The 18,871-nt window shown below is 69.4% G+C and carries 13 protein-coding genes and 3 pseudogenes; 12 read left to right on the top strand and 4 right to left on the bottom strand.

What is annotated here, in order from left to right; genetic code table 11:
• Positions 1 to 151: 151 nt before the first annotated feature.
• Both ACFYZJ_RS21185 and eccCa read right to left on the bottom strand, forming a co-directional pair.
• Positions 152 to 550, bottom strand: coding sequence for a hypothetical protein (locus ACFYZJ_RS21185; RefSeq protein WP_388570346.1), 399 nt, complete (start codon positions 548 to 550; stop codon positions 152 to 154).
• Positions 551 to 698: 148 nt separating this feature from the next.
• Positions 699 to 4,646: a type VII secretion protein EccCa gene (gene eccCa / locus ACFYZJ_RS21180; RefSeq protein WP_388570344.1), complete on the bottom strand. Its 3,948-nt coding sequence runs from the start codon at positions 4,644 to 4,646 to the stop codon at positions 699 to 701.
• A gap of 270 nt (positions 4,647 to 4,916) precedes the next feature.
• On the opposite strand from eccCa, the gene eccD reads away from it, so the two are divergent.
• From eccD to ACFYZJ_RS21145, 7 genes are all read left to right on the top strand, one after another.
• Positions 4,917 to 6,374 (top strand): type VII secretion integral membrane protein EccD, encoded by a 1,458-nt coding sequence (gene eccD / locus ACFYZJ_RS21175; protein WP_388570343.1) that lies wholly within the window; start codon positions 4,917 to 4,919, stop codon positions 6,372 to 6,374.
• Between the two features lie 430 nt (positions 6,375 to 6,804).
• On the top strand, positions 6,805 to 7,035 hold the full coding sequence (locus ACFYZJ_RS21170) for a hypothetical protein (protein ID WP_388570341.1): 231 nt from the start codon (positions 6,805 to 6,807) through the stop codon (positions 7,033 to 7,035).
• Between the two features lie 224 nt (positions 7,036 to 7,259).
• Positions 7,260 to 7,547, top strand: a complete 288-nt coding sequence (rpsO, locus tag ACFYZJ_RS21165) for a 30S ribosomal protein S15 (protein ID WP_030657602.1) — start codon at positions 7,260 to 7,262, stop codon at positions 7,545 to 7,547.
• A gap of 323 nt (positions 7,548 to 7,870) precedes the next feature.
• Entirely contained in the window at positions 7,871 to 10,093 is a 2,223-nt protein-coding gene (locus ACFYZJ_RS21160; RefSeq protein WP_388570340.1) for a polyribonucleotide nucleotidyltransferase, read from the top strand.
• The gene (locus ACFYZJ_RS21155) at positions 10,090 to 11,469 is read left to right on the top strand and encodes a M16 family metallopeptidase (protein WP_388570339.1); all 1,380 of its coding nucleotides are present in this window, start codon (positions 10,090 to 10,092) and stop codon (positions 11,467 to 11,469) included. Before ACFYZJ_RS21160 ends, ACFYZJ_RS21155 begins: the two co-directional genes overlap by 4 nt.
• Positions 11,470 to 11,539: 70 nt before the next feature.
• The gene (gene dapB / locus ACFYZJ_RS21150; RefSeq protein WP_388570338.1) at positions 11,540 to 12,292 is read left to right on the top strand and encodes a 4-hydroxy-tetrahydrodipicolinate reductase; all 753 of its coding nucleotides are present in this window, start codon (positions 11,540 to 11,542) and stop codon (positions 12,290 to 12,292) included.
• Positions 12,293 to 12,307: 15 nt separating this feature from the next.
• Positions 12,308 to 12,760, top strand: a complete 453-nt coding sequence (locus ACFYZJ_RS21145; RefSeq protein ID WP_388570336.1) for a hypothetical protein — start codon at positions 12,308 to 12,310, stop codon at positions 12,758 to 12,760.
• 26 nt (positions 12,761 to 12,786) lie between these two features.
• On the opposite strand, the gene ACFYZJ_RS21140 is transcribed toward ACFYZJ_RS21145, so the two are convergent.
• Both ACFYZJ_RS21140 and ACFYZJ_RS21135 read right to left on the bottom strand, forming a co-directional pair.
• Entirely contained in the window at positions 12,787 to 13,341 is a 555-nt protein-coding gene (locus ACFYZJ_RS21140) for a hypothetical protein (RefSeq protein WP_388570334.1), read from the bottom strand.
• 119 nt (positions 13,342 to 13,460) lie between these two features.
• Positions 13,461 to 13,697: a hypothetical protein gene (locus ACFYZJ_RS21135; protein WP_388570332.1), complete on the bottom strand. Its 237-nt coding sequence runs from the start codon at positions 13,695 to 13,697 to the stop codon at positions 13,461 to 13,463.
• 255 nt (positions 13,698 to 13,952) lie between these two features.
• Between ACFYZJ_RS21135 and ACFYZJ_RS21130 the strand changes: the two are divergent.
• The 5 genes and pseudogenes from ACFYZJ_RS21130 to ACFYZJ_RS21110 all read left to right on the top strand — a co-directional run.
• A pseudogene (locus ACFYZJ_RS21130) lies at positions 13,953 to 14,243 on the top strand (FAD-dependent thymidylate synthase); the annotation flags it as partial.
• Positions 14,223 to 15,149 (top strand): annotated as a pseudogene (locus tag ACFYZJ_RS21125) (HNH endonuclease); the annotation flags it as partial. The pseudogenes ACFYZJ_RS21130 and ACFYZJ_RS21125, both read left to right, overlap by 21 nt.
• Before the next feature lie 3 nt (positions 15,150 to 15,152).
• Positions 15,153 to 15,602, top strand: a pseudogene (gene thyX / locus ACFYZJ_RS21120) (FAD-dependent thymidylate synthase); the annotation flags it as partial.
• A 226-nt stretch (positions 15,603 to 15,828) separates the two neighbouring features.
• A complete protein-coding gene (gene dapA, locus ACFYZJ_RS21115) occupies positions 15,829 to 16,728 on the top strand; it encodes a 4-hydroxy-tetrahydrodipicolinate synthase (protein WP_388570331.1) in 900 nt (299 codons plus the stop codon).
• A gap of 126 nt (positions 16,729 to 16,854) precedes the next feature.
• Complete coding sequence (locus tag ACFYZJ_RS21110) at positions 16,855 to 18,540, top strand: ribonuclease J (protein ID WP_388570329.1); 1,686 nt, start codon at positions 16,855 to 16,857, stop codon at positions 18,538 to 18,540.
• The last annotated feature ends 331 nt before the right edge of the window (positions 18,541 to 18,871 follow it).

Below are 18,871 nucleotides of genomic sequence, written 5' to 3'. Positions count from 1 at the left end.
AACCGGCGCCCAACTCCCTCACCGAACAAGGGACATCACGCAGGGAACAGCCGTGCGCACAGCTTACGGAGTCGATCGCAGGCAACTTCAGGGGGTTGCTGTCACAAATCTGTTGCAGGCAACGCGGATTGACAGCGTCGACGGCGCCGCGTCAAGCCCCTTGCCGAGGCGACAGGCGTTGCAGCTTCGATGTGTCCACCTGGCCGTCGTACTCGGCGGTGATCTGGCGCCAGGCGGCGTCCTCGTCGCCCTCGTTCCTCTCGTGCCGCACGCCCATCTCGGTGAAGGCCAGTCCCATCCCCGCGAGCCGTTGCGCCAGACTGCCCATCGACTCGTACATGCCTTCGCGCAGGCCTTCGTAGGCGACCCCGAAGTTCTGTCCGATGTCGTCGTCGCCCCACGGCGGGGTGGCGCCTTCGCCGCCCTCCAGCGCGGACAGCCCCGCCTTCAGGGCCTCCACCGCCTTGCTGAAGTCCTGGCCCACCGTAAACATGTTGAAGCCCTCGGCCTTGAGGACCGAAGGGTCGGCGCGCAGACCGTCGCTGCCCACAACTGCCCCCCGTGGATCGGCTCTTGTGTCGCGAAACCACCCTAGCGTCCGCGCGGCGCCCAAGCCCACACCACCCACACCCCCGCACACGCGGCGCAGAGGGGCGGCACCACATGGGTACCGCCCCTCTGCCCCGAGCTTCCGGCCCTCAGAACCGCGGCGGAAGCCACCCGGTCTGAATGAGCTGCCCACCCCGCCGCCGCGTGTGGAAGTACCCGCGGCCGGGCGGCAGCTGCGACGGCGTGATGTTGCCGAGCAGCGCGCCCTCCGTCCGGTCGCCGGAGAGCACGATGCCCTGGGCGCCGAGTTCGCGCAGACGCTGCATCACCGGCTCGTACAGCGACCGGCTGGCACCGCCCGAGGCGCGGGCGATGATGATGCGCAGGCCGATGTCCCGTGCGAAGGGCAGGTACTCCAGGAGCGGGGACAGCGGGTTCATGCCCGTCGCCACCAGGTCGTAGTCGTCGACGATGACGAACGCGTCCGGGCTGCTGTACCAACTGCGGTTGCGCAGCTGCTCGGGCGTGACGTCCGGGCCGGGCATACGACGGCTCATCGAGCCGGCCAGGCCTTCCAGCGTCTCCGCCAGGGCGGGCGCCGACGCGCAGTAGCGCGACAGGTGGGAGTCCGGCACACCCTCCAGGTGAGCGCGTCGGTAGTCACCCATGACGATCTTCGCCTGGTCCGGCGTGTAGCGCTCGGTGATCTGCTTGATGAGCAGCCTGAGCACCGCCGACTTACCGGACTCGCTCTCACCGAAGACGATGAAGTGCGGGTCCGTCTCGAAGTCCACGAAGACCGGCGAGAGCGAGGACTCGTCGATACCGATGGCGACACCGCGGTCCGGGTGCTCGAACCCCTTGGGCAGCCGGTCCGCCGACAGCATGGTCGGCAGCAGCCGCACCGCCGGCGCGTGGCTGCCCTGCCAGTTGTCGTTGACGCCGCGGACGAGGATCGCCGTCGCCTCCGCCAGGTCCTCCGTCTGCGAGGACCCGTCGACCCGCGGCAGCGCCGTCATGAAGTGCAGCTTGTCCAGGCTCAGACCGCGGCCGGGCATGGTGGCGGGGACGTTCTGGGCGACCTTGCGGTCGATCTCCGACTCGGTCGGGTCACCGAGCCGCAGTTCGATGCGGTTCTGCAGCATGTCCTTGAGCGCGGGCCGCACCTCGGTGTAGCGGCTCGCCGTCAGGACGACGTGCACACCGAAGCCGAGACCGCGCGTCGCGATGTCGGTGACGGTCGCCTCGAGCAGCTCGTAGTCCGTCTTGAAGGACGCCCAGCCGTCGATGACGAGGAAGACGTCTCCCCAGGGCTGGTCGGGCAGCAGACCCGCGGCCCTGCGCTGCCGGTACGTCTGGACCGAGTCGATGTTGTTCGCGCGGAAGTACTCCTCGCGCGCGTTCAGGATGCCCTCGACCTCGCTGACCGTACGGCGCACCTTCTCGGCGTCGAGCCGGTTGGCGACCCCGCCGACGTGCGCCAGCTCCTCCATCGCGATGAGGCTGCCACCACCGAAGTCCAGGCAGTAGAACTGCACCTCGGCAGGCGTGTGGGTCAGGGCGAACGACGAGATGAGCGTCCGCAGCAGGGTCGACTTGCCGGACTGCGGGCCACCGACGAACAGACCGTGGCCCGCGCCGCCCGAGAAGTCCCGGTACAGCACGTCGCGCCGCTGCTCGAACGGCTTGTCGACCAGGCCGACCGGCACGTTGAGCCGACCGAGGGCCGTGTACTCGGGCGCGGTCAGGCCGCGTTCCTGGGTGACGGCGAGCTGGGGGAGGAGCTGTTCCAGCGAGGGCGCCTCGTCGAGCGGGGGCAGCCACACCTGGTGGGCCGGCGGCCCCTGGTTGACCATCCTGCTCACGATGACGTCCAAGACGGTGTCGGCGAGCGCGTCGTCGACCTTGTCGTCGGCGTCCAGGTCCTCGACCACCGGCTGCGGGGGCAGCGCCACGTGCCCCGCCGTGAACAGCGCGGGCCGCAGCTGGGTGGAGCGGTTCACCCTGGACGGGCCCTCGCCGTGGTACGGCCCCGACACGTACGCCGCCTTGAAGCGGACCATGGTGTCGGTGTCGTAGCGCAGGTAGCCGGAGCCGGGGATCGACGGCAGGTGGTAGGCGTCCGGGACACCGATCGCCGTGCGGGACTCGGCGGCGGAGAAGGTGCGCAGACCGATCCGGTACGACAGGTAGGTGTCCAGACCGCGCAGCTTGCCCTCCTCCAGGCGCTGCGACGCCAGCAGCAGGTGCACACCCAGCGAACGGCCGATACGGCCGATCTGGATGAACATGTCGATGAAGTCGGGCTTGGCGGTGAGGAGTTCGGAGAACTCGTCGAGCACGATCACCAGCGAGGCCATCGGCTCCAGGGCGGCGCCCGCCGCCCGGGCCTTCTCGTAGTCGTGCAGATTGGCGTAGTTGCCCGCCGTGCGCAGCAGCTCCTGACGGCGCTGCATCTCGCCCGTGATCGCGTCGCGCATACGGTCGACGAGCGTGAGGTCGTCCGCGAGGTTGGTGATGACGGCCGCGGTGTGCGGCATGTCCGCCATGCCCGCGAAGGTCGCACCACCCTTGAAGTCCGCGAGGATGAAGTTCAGCGTCTCCGAGGAGTGCGTCACCGCGAGGCCGAGCACCAGCGTGCGCAACAGCTCCGACTTGCCGGAACCGGTGGCGCCGACGCACAGGCCGTGCGGGCCCATGCCCTCCTGCGAGGCCTCCTTGAGGTCGAGCATGACCGGCTCGCCGTTCTCGCCGACACCGATCGGCACCCGCAGCCGCTCGTGCAGCGTGCGCGGACGCCAGGTGCGCGAGACGTCGACGGACCCCGCGTCGCCGATTCCCATGAGGTCGGTGAAGTCCAGGTTGGACAGGAGGGGTTCGCCCTCCTCCGCGGAACCGACCCGGAAAGGGGCGAGCTGCCGTGCCAGGGACTCCGCCTGTGCCATGTTCAGTTCGTCGGGCCTGCCGGAGTACGCGGACTCGTGGCCGACGAACAGCCGCATCCTGCCCGGCTTCACATAGACCGTCAGGCCCGCGCGCAAGTCCTCCTCCAGCTCCCCCGGGGCGATTTCGAGGAAGGTGACGCCCTGGAGCCCTTCGGCACTGGCGAGTTCGGAGTCCGGCGGCACGGTGCCGCCGTCGAGCACCACGATCAGGTGCGGCTGGTCGTAGACGGGGTTCGCGTCCGGGTTCCAGCGGGGCCTGTCGTCCAGCTGGTCCGCCAGCGCCTCCTCCAGCTCGCCGAGGTCGTCGAACAGGAGCCGGGCCGAGCCGGCGCCGTCCTTGGCCTTCGGGTGCTGGCTGTGCGGTAGCCACTTGATCCAGTCCCAGTCCGCCGCCGCGGAGGGATGCGCCACCACGGCGACCATCAGGTCCTCCGGCGAGTGCAGCGTCGCCAGCTGGGCGATGGCCGCACGGGCGTTGCCGTAGACCGTGTCGGAGTCCCCGCACACCGTCACGTGGTAGAAGGCGCGCAGCGAGACGGCGACGGGCAGGTCGGACAGGCTGCCGTGCGCGTCGAGGAAGGCCTTCATGGCAGCCGCGGTCAGCGGCTCCAGCTCCTCCTTGGGCGCGGTCTCCGGGGCGACGAGCGGAGTGTTCAACTGCTGGGTGCCGAGGCCGATCCGTACGGACGCGAAGTCCGCGTCGGTCGGGCGCCGCTCCCACAGACGCTTGCCGTCGGCCGCCGCCGCCCACAGCTGCTCCGGGTCGGGGTGCTGGAAGAGCTGGCTGCGCCGCTGCAGGTCCGCGGTCTTGTGCACGTCCTTGCGGACCTGCTCCAGATACCGGAAGTAGTCACGCCGGTCCTGGGCCATCCCGGCACCGCCGCCGCCCTGCCGGGACTTGGCGAACTGGGCGATCGCCATGGCCAGAGTCGAGGCCAGCATCAGCCCGCCGACCATCCTCATGTAGGAGGGGAGGCCCGGCATGAAGAAGAAGCCGACGGAACCCAGCATGCCCATCATGGGCAGCAGGGTCATCAGCATGCTCTCTTCGCCCTCTCGAGGAATCTCGGGCGGCGTCTCGAGTCTGACCTCGCCGTCCGGGACCACCGGGGGCGCTGTCCGCGGCGGTCGCTTGATGATGACGACGCTCACCGATGCACTCATCCTTCGCGATTGATACGTCTTGGCACCGACGCCCCCGTGTACCGCGACATGTCCTTGTTCGCGCAGGCGTCGTTCGCGCAGACGTCGATCCTACTGATGAGCCAAGTGCGCGAGGGAGCCAGGAGGATGGAGATGCCGAGGGGGTCCTGGGAGAAAACGGGTGGGCGGGCCCAGGGTCCGCCGCCGCAACGGATATGGTGGCGCTCCGCGCCGTAGCAGCGGTGTGAGCAAGCCTTGTCCAACAGGGGGAACAACCAGGTGAGCACGGGGACTTCGACGGGTTTCTGCCGAATCACCATCGCAGCGCCGGACAGCCGTGTCGATGTCGCGCTGCCGGAGGACCTGCCGATCCAGGACCTCTTTCCCGAGATCGTCAGGCTCTCGGGTCTGGTCCCGCCGGACAGCAGCCCGGCCGGCTACCACCTGGTACGCCGTGAGGGCCAAGTGCTCGACGCGAGCCGTTCGTTGCTCGAGCACCGGGTCAGGGACGGCGAAGTGTTGCTGCTGCGCACGTTCGCCGATTCGCTGCCGCCGGCCGTCCACGACGACGTGGTGGACGCGATCGCCGCCGCGGTCAAGCAGGACATCCGCAGCTGGAACGACAACCTGATGCGGGTGGCCGGTCTTGTCTCCGGCGCGCTGCTGCTGGTCATGCTCGGCTTCGTCTTCTGGTTCGCGGATCCGGTACGGCACGACATGCACGGCCTCCAGGGCATCCTCGCCGGCGTGGTCGCACTGGCGCTGACGGTGCTCGCGGGGGTGCGGGCCCGGGTGTACGACGACCGCGGTTCCGCCGTCGCACTCGGCGTCTCGGCGCTGCCGCACGCGCTCATCGCGGGCTCCGGCGTCATCCCGCAGGACGCGGGGCACGGCCCCGGCAGGATCCAGTTCCTCGTCGGCTGCGTCGCCGTACTGCTCCTGTCGGTCGTGCTGATCATGCTCCTGCCGCAGGGGGACGCCCCGTTCGTGGCCGCCGCGCTGGCCTCCGCGATCGGCACGCTCGCCGTGTTCTGCGGTGTGCTCACCGAGGCGCAGCCGCGCGAGATCGCCGCCGGCACCTCGGTGGTCGCGCTGGCGGTCGTCGGCTTCCTGCCCGGGTGGTCGGCCCGCTTCGCCAAGCTGCCGATCGGTTTCCGCAACCCTGAGGACCTGGCCAGGGCCCGTCGGGAGGGCCGGGAGGGCGACCTGGAGGCCGTCGACGTCCAGCGCATCGTCGCCCAGACCAGCCGGGGCCACGAACTGCTGCTCGGACTGGTGGGCGGCTGCGCGGCCGTCATCATCGGCGCGGGTGGCGCGGTCCTCGGCTTCAGCGACAGCGGCTGGGCCCAGCTGCTGGCCCTGTGCACCGGTCTCGCCGCGATGATGCGGGCGCGCCTGTTCCGGTACACCGCACAGGTCACGTGCCTGTTCGTGGCCGGTGTCGTCACCCTCGGTCTGCTGGTGCTCGGCCTCGCGATCTCGCCCCCGGCCGGCATCGTCCTCGAACTGCTCAAGGGCAACTCCGGCCCCGTCGACATCAGGACCCTGTGGCTCGGCGCCTCGGTCGCCGCCGGCGTGCTCCTGCTGATCGCGATCGCCCTGATCGTGCCGCAGAAGGGGCTCTCCCCCTTCTGGGGCCGCATGCTGGACCTCGCGGACTCCGTGGTGCTGCTCTCGCTGGTCCCGGTCTGCCTGGCCGTCCTCGACGTCTACAGCAAGGTGCGCGGAGGCGTCTGAGCGCCGCTCGGCGGCCGCCGGCCCTCCGCCGTCGCGCCGGCCCTCAGGCCCGGCGGAGGTGACAGAGGCGGGACTCGCCGCCCCCGTCCAGCGGTGCGTGCACGGGCGACACCCCGGTCGTGGCCGTCGCCCAGGGCCGCGGTGGGCAAAGGACCCGACGGTAGCGGTGGGCAAAGGATCCGACAGTGTCGCCTCCTGAGCCGGTGAACGTCTCCTCTCGCGGATCACTCTCCTGGGTTCCGTCGTGATCACGTACTCGACGACGGGGGAGCGGGATCAGTCAGTTCGGTGTCGATCCCGACACGTTGACGGACGGCGCGTTCAAGAACACCGTGCGCACCACCTCGAACACGGGCGTCCACGCCGCGGGCTCCGGCAGCGAGTCGGATATCCAGGCCCTGGCCAAGGACGAGTGAGAGCGGCCGACGAAGTGAGACTTGCGGCGACCTGGACCCCGAACCCGGACCACCCGGCTACCTGGAGCGGCTTCTTCCTGGCCCTTCTCGGGATCGCCGGGTGTCTGGTCGTCATTGCCGGTGTCGCTGCGACCACTGCCCTTTGGCGCGCTCAAGGCCCCCGGAAGTGGGGCAACTACGTCATCGGGCCGACGATCGTCGTCATCGGCCTCGCCGCCACGGGCTTCGGCTTCCGGCTGCTGTGACCCCACGCGCCGGGAGCCGGACGCCCCCGCCGCCTCCCCCGCGGGACCCGGCCCGGGCCACTGCTGCCCGGCTGGTACGCTGTGTGACGGCCGTATGTGTACGCACCTCCGGTTCCCCTGGAGGCCGCGCCCAGCGGATCCCCGCCTCCCGAGTCGTGGAAGCTCCCCTGAGAAGAAGACCAGGGGCACTCGGTGGCAGCTGAAGAAGACTACGAGGAGTACGCGTGTCGCTCGACGCCGCTACGAAGAAGCAGATCATCGCCGAATTCGGTACCAAGGAGGGTGACACCGGCTCCCCCGAGGTCCAGGTCGCTCTGCTGTCCCGTCGGATCTCCGACCTGACCGAGCACCTCAAGACCCACAAGCACGACCACCACTCCCGCCGTGGTCTGCTGATCCTGGTCGGTCAGCGCCGTCGCCTGCTGCAGTACCTGGCGAAGAAGGACATCCAGCGCTTCCGTACGCTGGTCGACCGTCTGGGCATCCGCCGCGGTGCGGCGGGCGCCAGGTAAGACGCCGTGGAGGGAGCGGTTCCCGTACGAAGGGGGCCGCTCCCTTTGCTGTACGTGCGGACTGTCACCACCGCTTTGTAGTGTGGTAGCACAACGCACGATGTAGGACACCGTGTGAGGGGTACCTGGAGGCACCAGGCGGCACCGCACACACCGAACGAGGAGGAGCGCACCTCGCCGCCGCCGGTCCTCGGTAGTGGCCCCCGGGCAGGACAGCCCGGGTGCTTCGATCGAAGACCGGCCCGCACCAGACGGCGCGCTTCTCCGCCACCGTCCCCCTGCCACACGGGCAGCCAAGGGACGAAGACGAGGAGAAAACGCTAGTGGAGAACGAGACCCACTACGCCGAAGCCGTGATCGACAACGGTTCCTTCGGCACCCGCACCATCCGCTTCGAGACGGGCCGCCTGGCCAAGCAGGCCGCCGGCTCCGCCGTCGCGTACCTGGACGACGACACGATGGTCCTGTCGGCCACCACCGCGTCCAAGACCCCCAAGGACCAGCTCGACTTCTTCCCCCTGACGGTCGACGTCGAGGAGCGGATGTACGCGGCCGGGAAGATCCCCGGTTCCTTCTTCCGCCGTGAGGGCCGTCCCTCCGAGGACGCCATCCTCACCTGTCGCCTCATCGACCGCCCGCTGCGCCCGTCCTTCAAGAAGGGCCTGCGCAACGAGATCCAGGTCGTCGCCACCGTCATGGCGCTCAACCCCGACCACCTGTACGACGTCGTGGCGATCAACGCCGCGTCCGCGTCCACGCAGCTGGCCGGTCTGCCCTTCTCCGGCCCGATCGGCGGCGTCCGCGTCGCGCTGATCAACGGCCAGTGGGTCGCCTTCCCGACGCACAGCGAGCTCGAGGACGCCGTCTTCGACATGGTCGTCGCGGGCCGCGCCCTGGAGGACGGCGACGTCGCGATCATGATGGTCGAGGCCGAGGCCACCGAGAAGACGATCAAGCTGATCGAGGGCGGCGCCGAGGCGCCCACCGAGGAGGTCGTCGCCGCCGGTCTGGAGGCCGCGAAGCCCTTCATCAAGGTGCTGTGCAAGGCCCAGTCGGACCTCGCCGCGAAGGCCGCCAAGCCGACCGCCGAGTTCCCGATCTTCCTCGACTACGAGGACGACGTCCTGGAGGCGCTGACCGCCGCCGTCCGCCCCGAGCTCGCCCAGGCGCTCACCATCGCCGGCAAGCAGGAGCGCGAGGCGGAGCTGGACCGCGTCAAGCAGCTCGCCGCCGAGAAGCTCCTGCCGGAGTTCGAGGGCCGCGAGAAGGAGATCTCCGCCGCGTACCGCTCGCTCACCAAGCAGCTGGTCCGCGAGCGCGTGATCAAGGAGAAGAAGCGCATCGACGGCCGCGGCGTGACGGACATCCGTACGCTCGCCGCCGAGGTCGAGGCCATCCCGCGGGTCCACGGCTCGGCCCTGTTCGAGCGTGGCGAGACCCAGATCCTGGGCGTGACCACGCTGAACATGCTGCGCATGGAGCAGCAGCTCGACACCCTCTCCCCGGTGACGCGCAAGCGCTACATGCACAACTACAACTTCCCGCCCTACTCCACCGGTGAGACCGGCCGCGTCGGCTCCCCCAAGCGCCGCGAGATCGGCCACGGCGCCCTCGCCGAGCGCGCCCTCGTCCCGGTGCTGCCGTCGCGCGAGGAGTTCCCGTACGCGATCCGTCAGGTGTCCGAGGCCCTCGGCTCCAACGGCTCGACGTCCATGGGCTCCGTGTGCGCCTCCACCATGTCGCTGCTGAACGCCGGTGTGCCGCTTAAGGCCCCGGTCGCCGGTATCGCCATGGGTCTGATCTCCCAGGAGATCGACGGCGAGACGCACTACGTGACGCTGACCGACATCCTCGGCGCCGAGGACGCCTTCGGCGACATGGACTTCAAGGTCGCCGGCACGAAGGAGTTCGTGACCGCCCTCCAGCTCGACACCAAGCTGGACGGCATCCCGGCCTCCGTCCTGGCCGCGGCCCTCAAGCAGGCCCGTGACGCCCGCCTGCACATCCTCGACGTGATGATGGAGGCCATCGACCGGCCCGACGAGATGTCCCCGCACGCCCCGCGGATCATCACCGTCAAGATCCCGGTCGACAAGATCGGCGAGGTCATCGGCCCCAAGGGCAAGATGATCAACCAGATCCAGGAGGACACCGGCGCCGAGATCACGATCGAGGACGACGGCACCATCTACATCGGTGCCGCCGACGGCCCGTCCGCCGAGGCCGCCCGCGCCACGATCAACGGCATCGCCAACCCGACCATGCCGGAGGTCGGCGAGCGCTACCTGGGCACGGTCGTGAAGACCACCACCTTCGGTGCGTTCGTCTCGCTGCTGCCGGGCAAGGACGGTCTGCTGCACATCTCGCAGATCCGCAAGCTCGCCGGCGGCAAGCGCGTGGAGAACGTCGAGGACGTCCTCGGCGTGGGCCAGAAGGTCCAGGTCGAGATCGCCGAGATCGACTCCCGCGGCAAGCTCTCCCTCATCCCCGTGATCGAGGGCGAGGACGAGTCCGGCGACGAGGCGAAGGACGACACCGCCCAGTGACGTCCCGTGGCTTCAGGGCGACGGCCCGCACCTCTTCGGAGGCGCGGGCCGTCGCCCGTACCCAAACCCTGATCAACGGCACCAACGGCATCGGCACCGTCCGCAAGACCACCCTCCCGGGCGGTCTGCGGATCGTCACCGAGACCCTGCCCTCGGTGCGCTCCGCCACCTTCGGCATCTGGGCGCACGTCGGCTCCCGCGACGAGACCCCGGCGCTGAACGGCGCCACGCACTACCTGGAGCACCTGCTCTTCAAGGGCACGTCCCGCAGGTCCGCCCTGGACATCTCCTCCGCCATCGACGCGGTCGGCGGCGAGATGAACGCGTTCACGGCGAAGGAGTACACGTGCTACTACGCGCGCGTGCTCGACACCGACCTGCCGCTCGCCATCGACGTCGTCTGCGACATGCTGACCGGGTCGCTCATCCTGGCGGAGGACGTCGACGTCGAGCGCGGCGCGATCCTCGAGGAGATCGCGATGACGGAGGACGACCCCGGCGACTGCGTGCACGACCTGTTCGCGCACACCATGTTCGGGGACAACGCACTCGGCCGCCCGGTCCTCGGCACGGTCGACACCGTCAACGCCCTGACCGCCGACCGCATCCGCCGCTTCTACAAGAAGCACTACGACCCCACGCACCTGGTGGTCGCCTGCGCCGGCAACGTCGACCACCAGAAGGTCGTACGCCAGGTGCGGGCCGCCTTCGAGAAGGCCGGTGCCCTCACGCGTACGGACGCCACGCCCATCGGCCCGCGCGCCGGCCGCCGCACCATCCGCACCGCCGGCCGCGTGGAGCTGCTGGCCCGCAAGACCGAGCAGGCGCACGTCGTCCTCGGCATGCCGGGCCTGGCTCGCACCGACGACCGCCGCTGGGCCCTCGGCGTGCTGAACACGGCGCTCGGCGGCGGCATGTCGTCCCGCCTGTTCCAGGAGGTCCGGGAGAAGCGGGGTCTGGCCTACAGCGTGTACTCCTACACCTCCGGCTTCGCCGACTGCGGCCTCTTCGGGGTGTACGCGGGCTGCAGGCCCAGTCAGGTGCACGACGTGCTCAAGATCTGCCGCGACGAGCTGGACCACGTCGCGCAGAACGGTCTGTCCGACGAGGAGATCGCCCGCGCCATCGGCCAGCTCCGTGGTTCGACCGTCCTCGGACTCGAGGACACGGGCGCGCTGATGAACCGTATCGGCAAGAGCGAGCTGTGCTGGGGCGAGCAGATGTCCGTCGACGACATGCTGGCCCGGATCGAGGCCGTCACCCCGGACGACGTCCGGTCCGTGGCACAGGACATCCTGGGACAGCGGCCCTCGCTGTCGGTCATCGGTCCGCTGAAAGACAGGCAGGCGTCCCGGCTGCACGACGCGGTCGCGTGACCGCCTCCGGTCGCTGCGGTCGTGATCACCTCCGGTGCCCTGATCACCCTCCGGTAAGGAAGCAAGAGAGATGAGCAAGCTGCGCGTGGCGGTCCTCGGCGCCAAGGGCCGGATCGGTGCGGAGGCCGTACGGGCCGTCGAAGCCGCCGACGACATGGAGCTGGTGGCCGCCCTCGGCCGGGGCGACCAGCTGGAGACCCTCGTCGAGACGGGGGCACAGGTGGCGGTGGAGCTGACCACTCCGGCCTCCGTCATGGACAACCTGGAGTTCTGCGTACGGCACGGCATCCACGCCGTGGTCGGCACGACCGGCTGGAACGACGAGCGCCTCGCACAGCTGAGGGGCTGGCTGGCCGATTCCCCGCAGACCGGCGTCCTGATCGCCCCGAACTTCTCCATCGGCGCCGTGCTGACCATGAAGTTCGCCGAGGCGGCCGCCCCGTACTTCGAGTCCGTCGAGGTCGTCGAGCTGCACCACCCGAACAAGGTGGACGCCCCCAGCGGCACCGCCACGCGCACCGCCCAGCTCATCGCCGCCGCCCGCGAGAAGGCGGGCAGCGCCCCGCAGCCCGACGCCACGGCGACGGCTCTGGACGGCGCCCGCGGCGCGAACGTCGACGGCGTCCCCGTGCACGCCGTCCGCCTGCGCGGCCTGCTCGCCCACCAGGAGGTCCTGCTCGGCGGCGAGGGCGAGACCCTCACCATCCGCCACGACTCGCTGCACCACAGCAGCTTCATGCCGGGCATCCTGCTCGGCGCCCGCCGCGTCGTGACCACTCCGGGCCTGACCTTCGGCCTGGAGCACTTCCTCGACCTGAAGTAACGGGAAGCAGCAGCGATGCGCGCGAAGATCACCTACGCCGTCACGGCCGCTGTCCTGGTCTTCTACTTCGTCCTGGTCGGCAGCCGCGGCGTGCTGCTGATCCAGAACGGCACCCCGGTCACCGTCGCGTTCGGCGTCGCGGTGCTGATCCTGCCGGTCATCGGGGTCTGGTTCCTGTGGCAGAACACGCAGTTCGTCCGCAAGGCGAACCGGCTGGCCGCCGAGCTGGACGCGGAGGGCGGCCTGCCGGTCGACGAGTTGCGACGCACCCCGGGCGGCCGGATCGACCGCGACTCGGCCGACGAGGTCTTCGCCAAGCGCAAGGCGGAGACGGAGGCGGCCCCGGACGACTGGCGCACGTGGTTCCGCCTGGCGATCGCCTACCACGACGCCCGCGACACCCCACGGGCCCGCAAGGCGATGCAGCGGGCGATCGCCCTGCACGAGGGCAGGACGGTCACGTCCTGAGCCCGGCACCGGGGTGCCCCGACCGGTCAGCTCCGGCTGAACTCCGCCGCCCACGCCTCCACCGTGTCCGCCGCCCGGTCGAAGGCCTGAGGGCGGGCCAGGAAGTCGGCGTTGTGGGTGGTCAGCAGGGGCTCCGGGGCAGGCGTCCCACCCTGCCGTACCAGGACCAGAGCCTGGCCCTGCACCGTGCGCGGCAGCCCCAGCCAGCGCACCGGCTGCTGCACCGTCCGGACCGAGACGATCTGCTGCCACCGCGCCGTACGCGTGAACAGGAAACCCACTCGGCGCAGCCCGCGCGCGCTCACCCAGACGCCCATCCGCAGCAGCCGCAATGCCCCGGCGATGACGGCCAGCGCCACACCGAACACCGTGCCCGCGCCCGACGGGGTGCCGGTGAGGGCGATGACGACCGCTGCGAACAGCACGTACGACGCGAACAGCAGCAGGAGCGCGGCCGTGCCCACCCGCCACGGGCCGGGCCGGTAGGGGCGGCGCCAGCGGTCGCGGTCGTCGTACGGCAGCGGCAGGTCGTCCGCCGCCTGCTCGGAGGCGCGGTCGGCCGTCAGGAAGGGCAGGGACACGGCTGCTCCTCACTCGGTGCACGGGGCTGTGACCGGTGAGGCTATCGAGCCGTGTCCCCGCTCACCACCCTCGGGGGCCGACGGGGTCGCCGCTGCGCGCCGACGGGCGACGAGGAGCGTCAGCGGCCGTTGGACGCCACGGACTGCTGCGTCGTCGCGGACGCCTGGTGCGACATGGCGGGCATGCCGATGACCAGGGAGCCCACCAGCCCGGCGGCGATGGTCAGGCCCAGCAGCCAGCGCCCGGCCAGCTCGGCGGCGGAGGCACGCTGACGGGGCGGGGGCGTGACATTGCTGCGGAAGGAGTCGGCTTCGGCGAGGAAGGCGAACGGTACGGGCTCGCGCCGACGGGACATGGGGTGTGTTTCTCCTCTTGAGACTCGTGCGGATCGATGGATCAGCTGTGTGAGGACCGGGGGTGACGCGAACGGATCGCCGTCACCGACACAGACGAGCGGGTGCCCGAAAAGGTGCCCTGAATCACCGATTTCGCAGAACTTCGATCGACTTCGCCGGCGAATGTCGTGGACCGGCACCGAACGCCCCGTTGTCAGTGCCGGGCCGTAGAGTGGGCGCCGCCCGAGCTTGTGATGGGAAGGACCTTCCACACCGTGACCGACACCTCCGCCGACGACCTCAAGCCCAGCTTCCGCAGCGACGTCACCGTCGAGCTGGTCAAGCACAGCGCGTCCGACTCCGACGTGCTGTGGGCCGCCCGTGTCTCCACCGCCGGCGAGCAGTCCCTGGACGAGCTGCAGAAGGACCCGGAGCGCTCCAAGGGCCTGATCAACTTCCTGATGCGGGACCGGCACGGCAGCCCCTTCGAGCACAACTCGATGACCTTCTTCATCAGCGCCCCGATCTTCGTCTTCCGCGAGTTCATGCGGCACCGGGTCGGCTGGTGCCTGGCGGGTGACACCGAGATCACCCTCGAGAGCGAGGCGGGCAACCTGCGCCGGCGTACCATCGCCGAGCTGTACAAACTCTGGCACCTGGGGGTCGAGGACCGGCTCCCGCACTCCGCCGGCGGTGTCACCTGGCACAGCCGGGCGGGCAAGTGGATGGCCCAGGTCAGGCGCGGCGAGACCAACCACCACCTCGGCCTCTACGAAAACCGTGAGGCAGCCGAGTCCGCGGTCGCGGAGTTTCGCGAGCAGCACCCCAGCACCCGTCTCCGCAAGCTCGAATCAGTGCGCCGCAACCATGTGCGCTGCTACGACGAGGAGACCCTGCTGGCCCAGCGGGCACGGATCGTCGATGTGATCGAGTCCGGCGTGAAGCCACTGATCAAGATCACTACAGCTTCCGGGAAGACGCTCCGCTGCACGGTGGACCACGCGGTGCTCACCCCCGAGGGGTGGCGCAAGGCAGGAGAGCTCGCCGTCGGTGACTCCGTCTTGGCGGCAGGCACTGCCCCCCGCCCCTCCCAGGCCCTGGTCCCACCGAGCCTGCGGCGCGGCATCGGCGTATGGACGGCCATGCAGCGCCAGCGCCTGATCAAGGAGACCGACACCTGCCACCTCTGCGGGCAGGACTTCCCCAGGGAGCAGCTCGCCCTGGACCACGTGGTTCCCCTCGCCGGCGACCTGACCCAAGCCCTTGACGAGAGGAACCTCGCTCCCGCCTGTGAGCCCTGCCACGCGGTCAAGAGCGCAGGTGAACAGGCATTGGCCCAGCGCGGCGGCAAGATCGCCAAGGCGGTTCCGGATCTCGTCCACGCCATCGAACAGGACGGCGAGGAGATGACCTACGACCTCTCGGTCGAAGGCCCCTGGCACAACTTCCTCGCGAACGGCATCGTCGTGCACAACTCCTACAACGAGGAATCAGGCCGTTATCGGGAGCTCCAGCCGGTCTTCTACGTCCCCGGCGAGGACCGCAAGCTCGTCCAGCAGGGGCGTCCTGGCAAGTACGAGTTCGTGCCGGGTACGGACACGCAGCATGCGATCGTCGAGCGCGCGATGCAGGATTCGTACATCCATGCGTATGAGCGCTACCAGGAGATGCTCGCGGCCGGTGTCGCCCGCGAGGTCGCCCGTTCGGTCCTCCCGGTGGGCCTCTTCTCCTCGATGTACGCCACCTGCAACGCCCGCTCGCTGATGCACTTCCTCGGCCTGCGCACCCAGCACGAGCTGGCGAAGGTGCCCTCCTTCCCGCAGCGGGAGATCGAGATGGTCGGCGAGAGGATGGAGGCGGAATGGGCCAGGCTCATGCCGCTCACGTACGCCGCGTTCAACGCGAACGGCCGCGTCGCGCCGTAACCCGCACCCACCGCGCCGGTCGGGCAGGGATGCTCGGGCACAGATGTACGGGTCAGCCGAGCGAAGTGTCCGTATTGCGGCATTTCGCGAAGTTCATCTAGCCTGATCAAACGGACCCGGTACTGCTTGAACCCCCGAGCAGGCAGTACCGGGCTCCACATTTGTCAGGACTTTTGTCGACCCCCTCGGGCAGACCACGGCCGGAGCAGCGAGTAGCGTGTTATCCATGGCTCCGACCTCCACTCCGCAGATCCCCTTCGGGCGGATCCTCACCGCCATGGTCACGCCCTTCACGGCGGACGGCGCACTTGACCTCGACGGCGCGCAGCGGCTCGCCACCCACCTGGTGGACGCAGGCAACGACGGCCTGATCATCAACGGCACCACCGGTGAGTCCCCCACCACCAGCGACGCGGAGAAATCGGACCTCGTACGAGCCGTTCTGGACGCGGTCGGCGACCGCGCCCACATCGTGGCCGGTGTCGGCACGAACGACACCCACCACAGCATCGAACTGGCGCGCGCGGCGCAGAAGGCCGGCGCACACGGTCTGCTGACCGTCACGCCTTACTACAACAAGCCCCCCCAGGAGGGCCTCTACCGGCACTTCAAGGCCATCGCCGACGCCACCGACCTGCCGGTCATGCTCTACGACATCCCCGGCCGCAGCGGCGTCCCGATCAACACGGAGACCATCGTCCGGCTCGCGGAGCACCCGAGGATCGTCGCCAACAAGGACGCCAAGGGCGACCTCGGCCGCGCCAGCTGGGCCATCGCCCAGTCAGGCCTCGCCTGGTACTCCGGCGACGACATGCTCAACCTGCCCCTGCTCTCCGTGGGCGCGGTCGGATTCGTCTCGGTCGTCGGCCATGTCGTCACCCCGGAGCTGCGCGCCATGGCCGAGGCCTACGCCGGCGGCGACGTCCAGAAGGCGCTCGAGATCCACCAGAAGCTGCTCCCGGTCTTCACCGGCATGTTCCGCACCCAGGGCGTCATGACCACCAAGGCCGCCCTCGCCCTCCAGGGACTGCCCGCCGGGCCGCTGCGCCCGCCCATGGTCGAGCTCTCGCCCGAGGAGACCGCCCAGCTCAAGATCGATCTTGCCGCCGGCGGGGTACAGCTCTGACAAGGACTTCACAACTGAATAGGCAGGACACAGGTGCCTGCACCCATACCGACAACTGCTTCTGCACGAACGTCACGCGCGCCACGTGCCTTACCGGTACGTGGCGTGTGTGGTGAGGAGAGTCTTTTGAGTCATCCGCATCCTGAACTCGGCCCGCCCCCGAAGCTCCCCGAGGGGGGCCTCAGGGTCACCCCGCTCGGTGGCCTCGGGGAAATCGGCCGGAACATGACCGTCTTCGAGTACGGAGGCCGTCTGCTGATCGTCGACTGCGGAGTGCTCTTCCCCGAGGAGGAGCAGCCCGGAATCGATCTGATCCTCCCGGACTTCTCGTCCATCCGCGACCGCCTCGACGACATCGAAGGCATCGTCCTCACCCACGGCCATGAGGACCACATCGGCGGCGTCCCGTACCTGCTGCGGGAGAAGCCGGACATCCCGCTGATCGGCTCCAAGCTGACCCTCGCCCTGATCGAGGCGAAGCTCCAGGAGCACCGCATCCGCCCGTACACGCTGGAGGTCGCGGAGGGACAGCGCGAACGCGTCGGCCCCTTCGACTGCGAGTTCGTCGCGGTCAACCACTCCATCCCGGACGCCCTCGCGGTCGCCATCCGCACTCCCGCCGGCATGGTGGTCCACACCGGCGACTTCAAGATGGACCAGCTCCCGCTGGACAACCGGCTGACGGATCTCCACGCGTTCGCCAGGCTGAGCGAGGAAGGCATCGACCTCCTCCTCGCCGACTCCACGAACGCCGAGGTCCCCGGGTTCACCCCGCACGAGCGGGACATCTCCAACGTCCTGCGCCAGGTCTTCGCGGGCGCCAGCAAGCGGATCATCGTGGCAAGCTTCGCCAGCCACGTCCACCGCATCCAGCAGATCCTGGACGCGGCGCACGAGTACGGCCGCCGGGTCGCCTTCGTCGGCCGCTCGATGGTCCGCAACATGGGCATCGCCAGGGACCTGGGCTACCTGAGGGTCCCGCCGGGCCTGGTCGTGGACGTCAGGACGCTGGACGATCTGCCGGATCACGAGGTCGTCCTGGTGTGCACCGGCTCCCAGGGCGAACCGATGGCGGCACTGTCACGCATGGCCAACCGGGACCACCAGATCCGCATCGTCCAGGGCGACACCGTGATCCTCGCGTCCTCGCTGATCCCCGGCAACGAGAACGCGGTCTACCGCGTGATCAACGGTCTGACCCGCTGGGGCGCCAACGTCGTCCACAAGGGCAACGCCAAGGTGCACGTCTCCGGCCATGCGTCCGCGGGCGAGCTGCTGTACTTCTACAACATCTGCCGCCCGAAGAACCTGATGCCGGTCCACGGCGAATGGCGCCATCTGCGGGCCAACGCCGAACTGGGCGCACTCACCGGTGTCCCGCACGACCGCATCGTCATCGCCGAGGACGGCGTCGCCGTCGACCTCGTCGAGGGCAAGGCCAAGATCTCCGGCAAGGTCCAGGCCGGTTACGTCTACGTCGACGGCCTCTCGGTCGGAGACGTCGGCGAGCCGGCACTGAAGGACCGCAAGATCCTCGGCGACGAGGGCATCATCTCGGTCTTCGTGGTGATGGACTCGTCCACGGGCAAGATCACCGGTGGCCCCCACATCCAGGCCCGCGGTTCGGGCATCGAGGACTCGGCCTTCGGCGACGTCATTCCCAAGATCACGGAAGCGCTGGAGCGGTCGGCGCAGGACGGGGTCGTCGAACCCCACCAGCTGCAGCAGCTGGTGCGCCGGACCCTCGGGAAGTGGGTCTCCGACACGTATCGGCGCAGGCCGATGATCCTCCCCGTGGTCGTCGAGGTCTGACGCTCGGTCAAGTCCGAACGGGGGTGGACCCGGAGCGGGGCGCCTCGATTTGCATCGAGGCGCCCCGCTCCAGTACGTTTACGGCTCCGCCAGCGGGGCACCCGACGCGACCGAGCGCCCGGGAACCTGCCCCGCAGGGCGGAAATCCCGACTCAGAACTTCTGATAAAGTCGGGTCCGCCGGAAAGGGAAACGCGAGAGCGGGAACCTGGAAAGCACCGAGGAAATCGGATCGGAAAGATCTGATAGAGTCGGAAACACCGAAGGGAAGCGCCCGGAGGAAAGCCGAGAGAGTGAGTCTCTCCGGTGAGTACGAAGGAAGCGTCCGTTCC

The sequence above is a fragment of the Streptomyces sp. NPDC001848 genome (assembly GCF_042891915.1).
Classification (GTDB): Bacteria; Actinomycetota; Actinomycetes; order Streptomycetales; family Streptomycetaceae; genus Streptomyces.
This window is presented reverse-complemented; position numbering and strand designations above follow the sequence as displayed.

Coding starts and splice junctions, on each gene's coding strand:
- dapB (WP_388570338.1), top strand. CDS start 11,540: ATGAGCAAGCTGCGCGTGGCGGTCCTCGGCGCCAAGGGCCGGATCGGT.
- ACFYZJ_RS21145 (WP_388570336.1), top strand. CDS start 12,308: ATGCGCGCGAAGATCACCTACGCCGTCACGGCCGCTGTCCTGGTCTTC.
- ACFYZJ_RS21135 (WP_388570332.1), bottom strand. CDS start 13,697: ATGTCCCGTCGGCGCGAGCCCGTACCGTTCGCCTTCCTCGCCGAAGCC.
- dapA (WP_388570331.1), top strand. CDS start 15,829: ATGGCTCCGACCTCCACTCCGCAGATCCCCTTCGGGCGGATCCTCACC.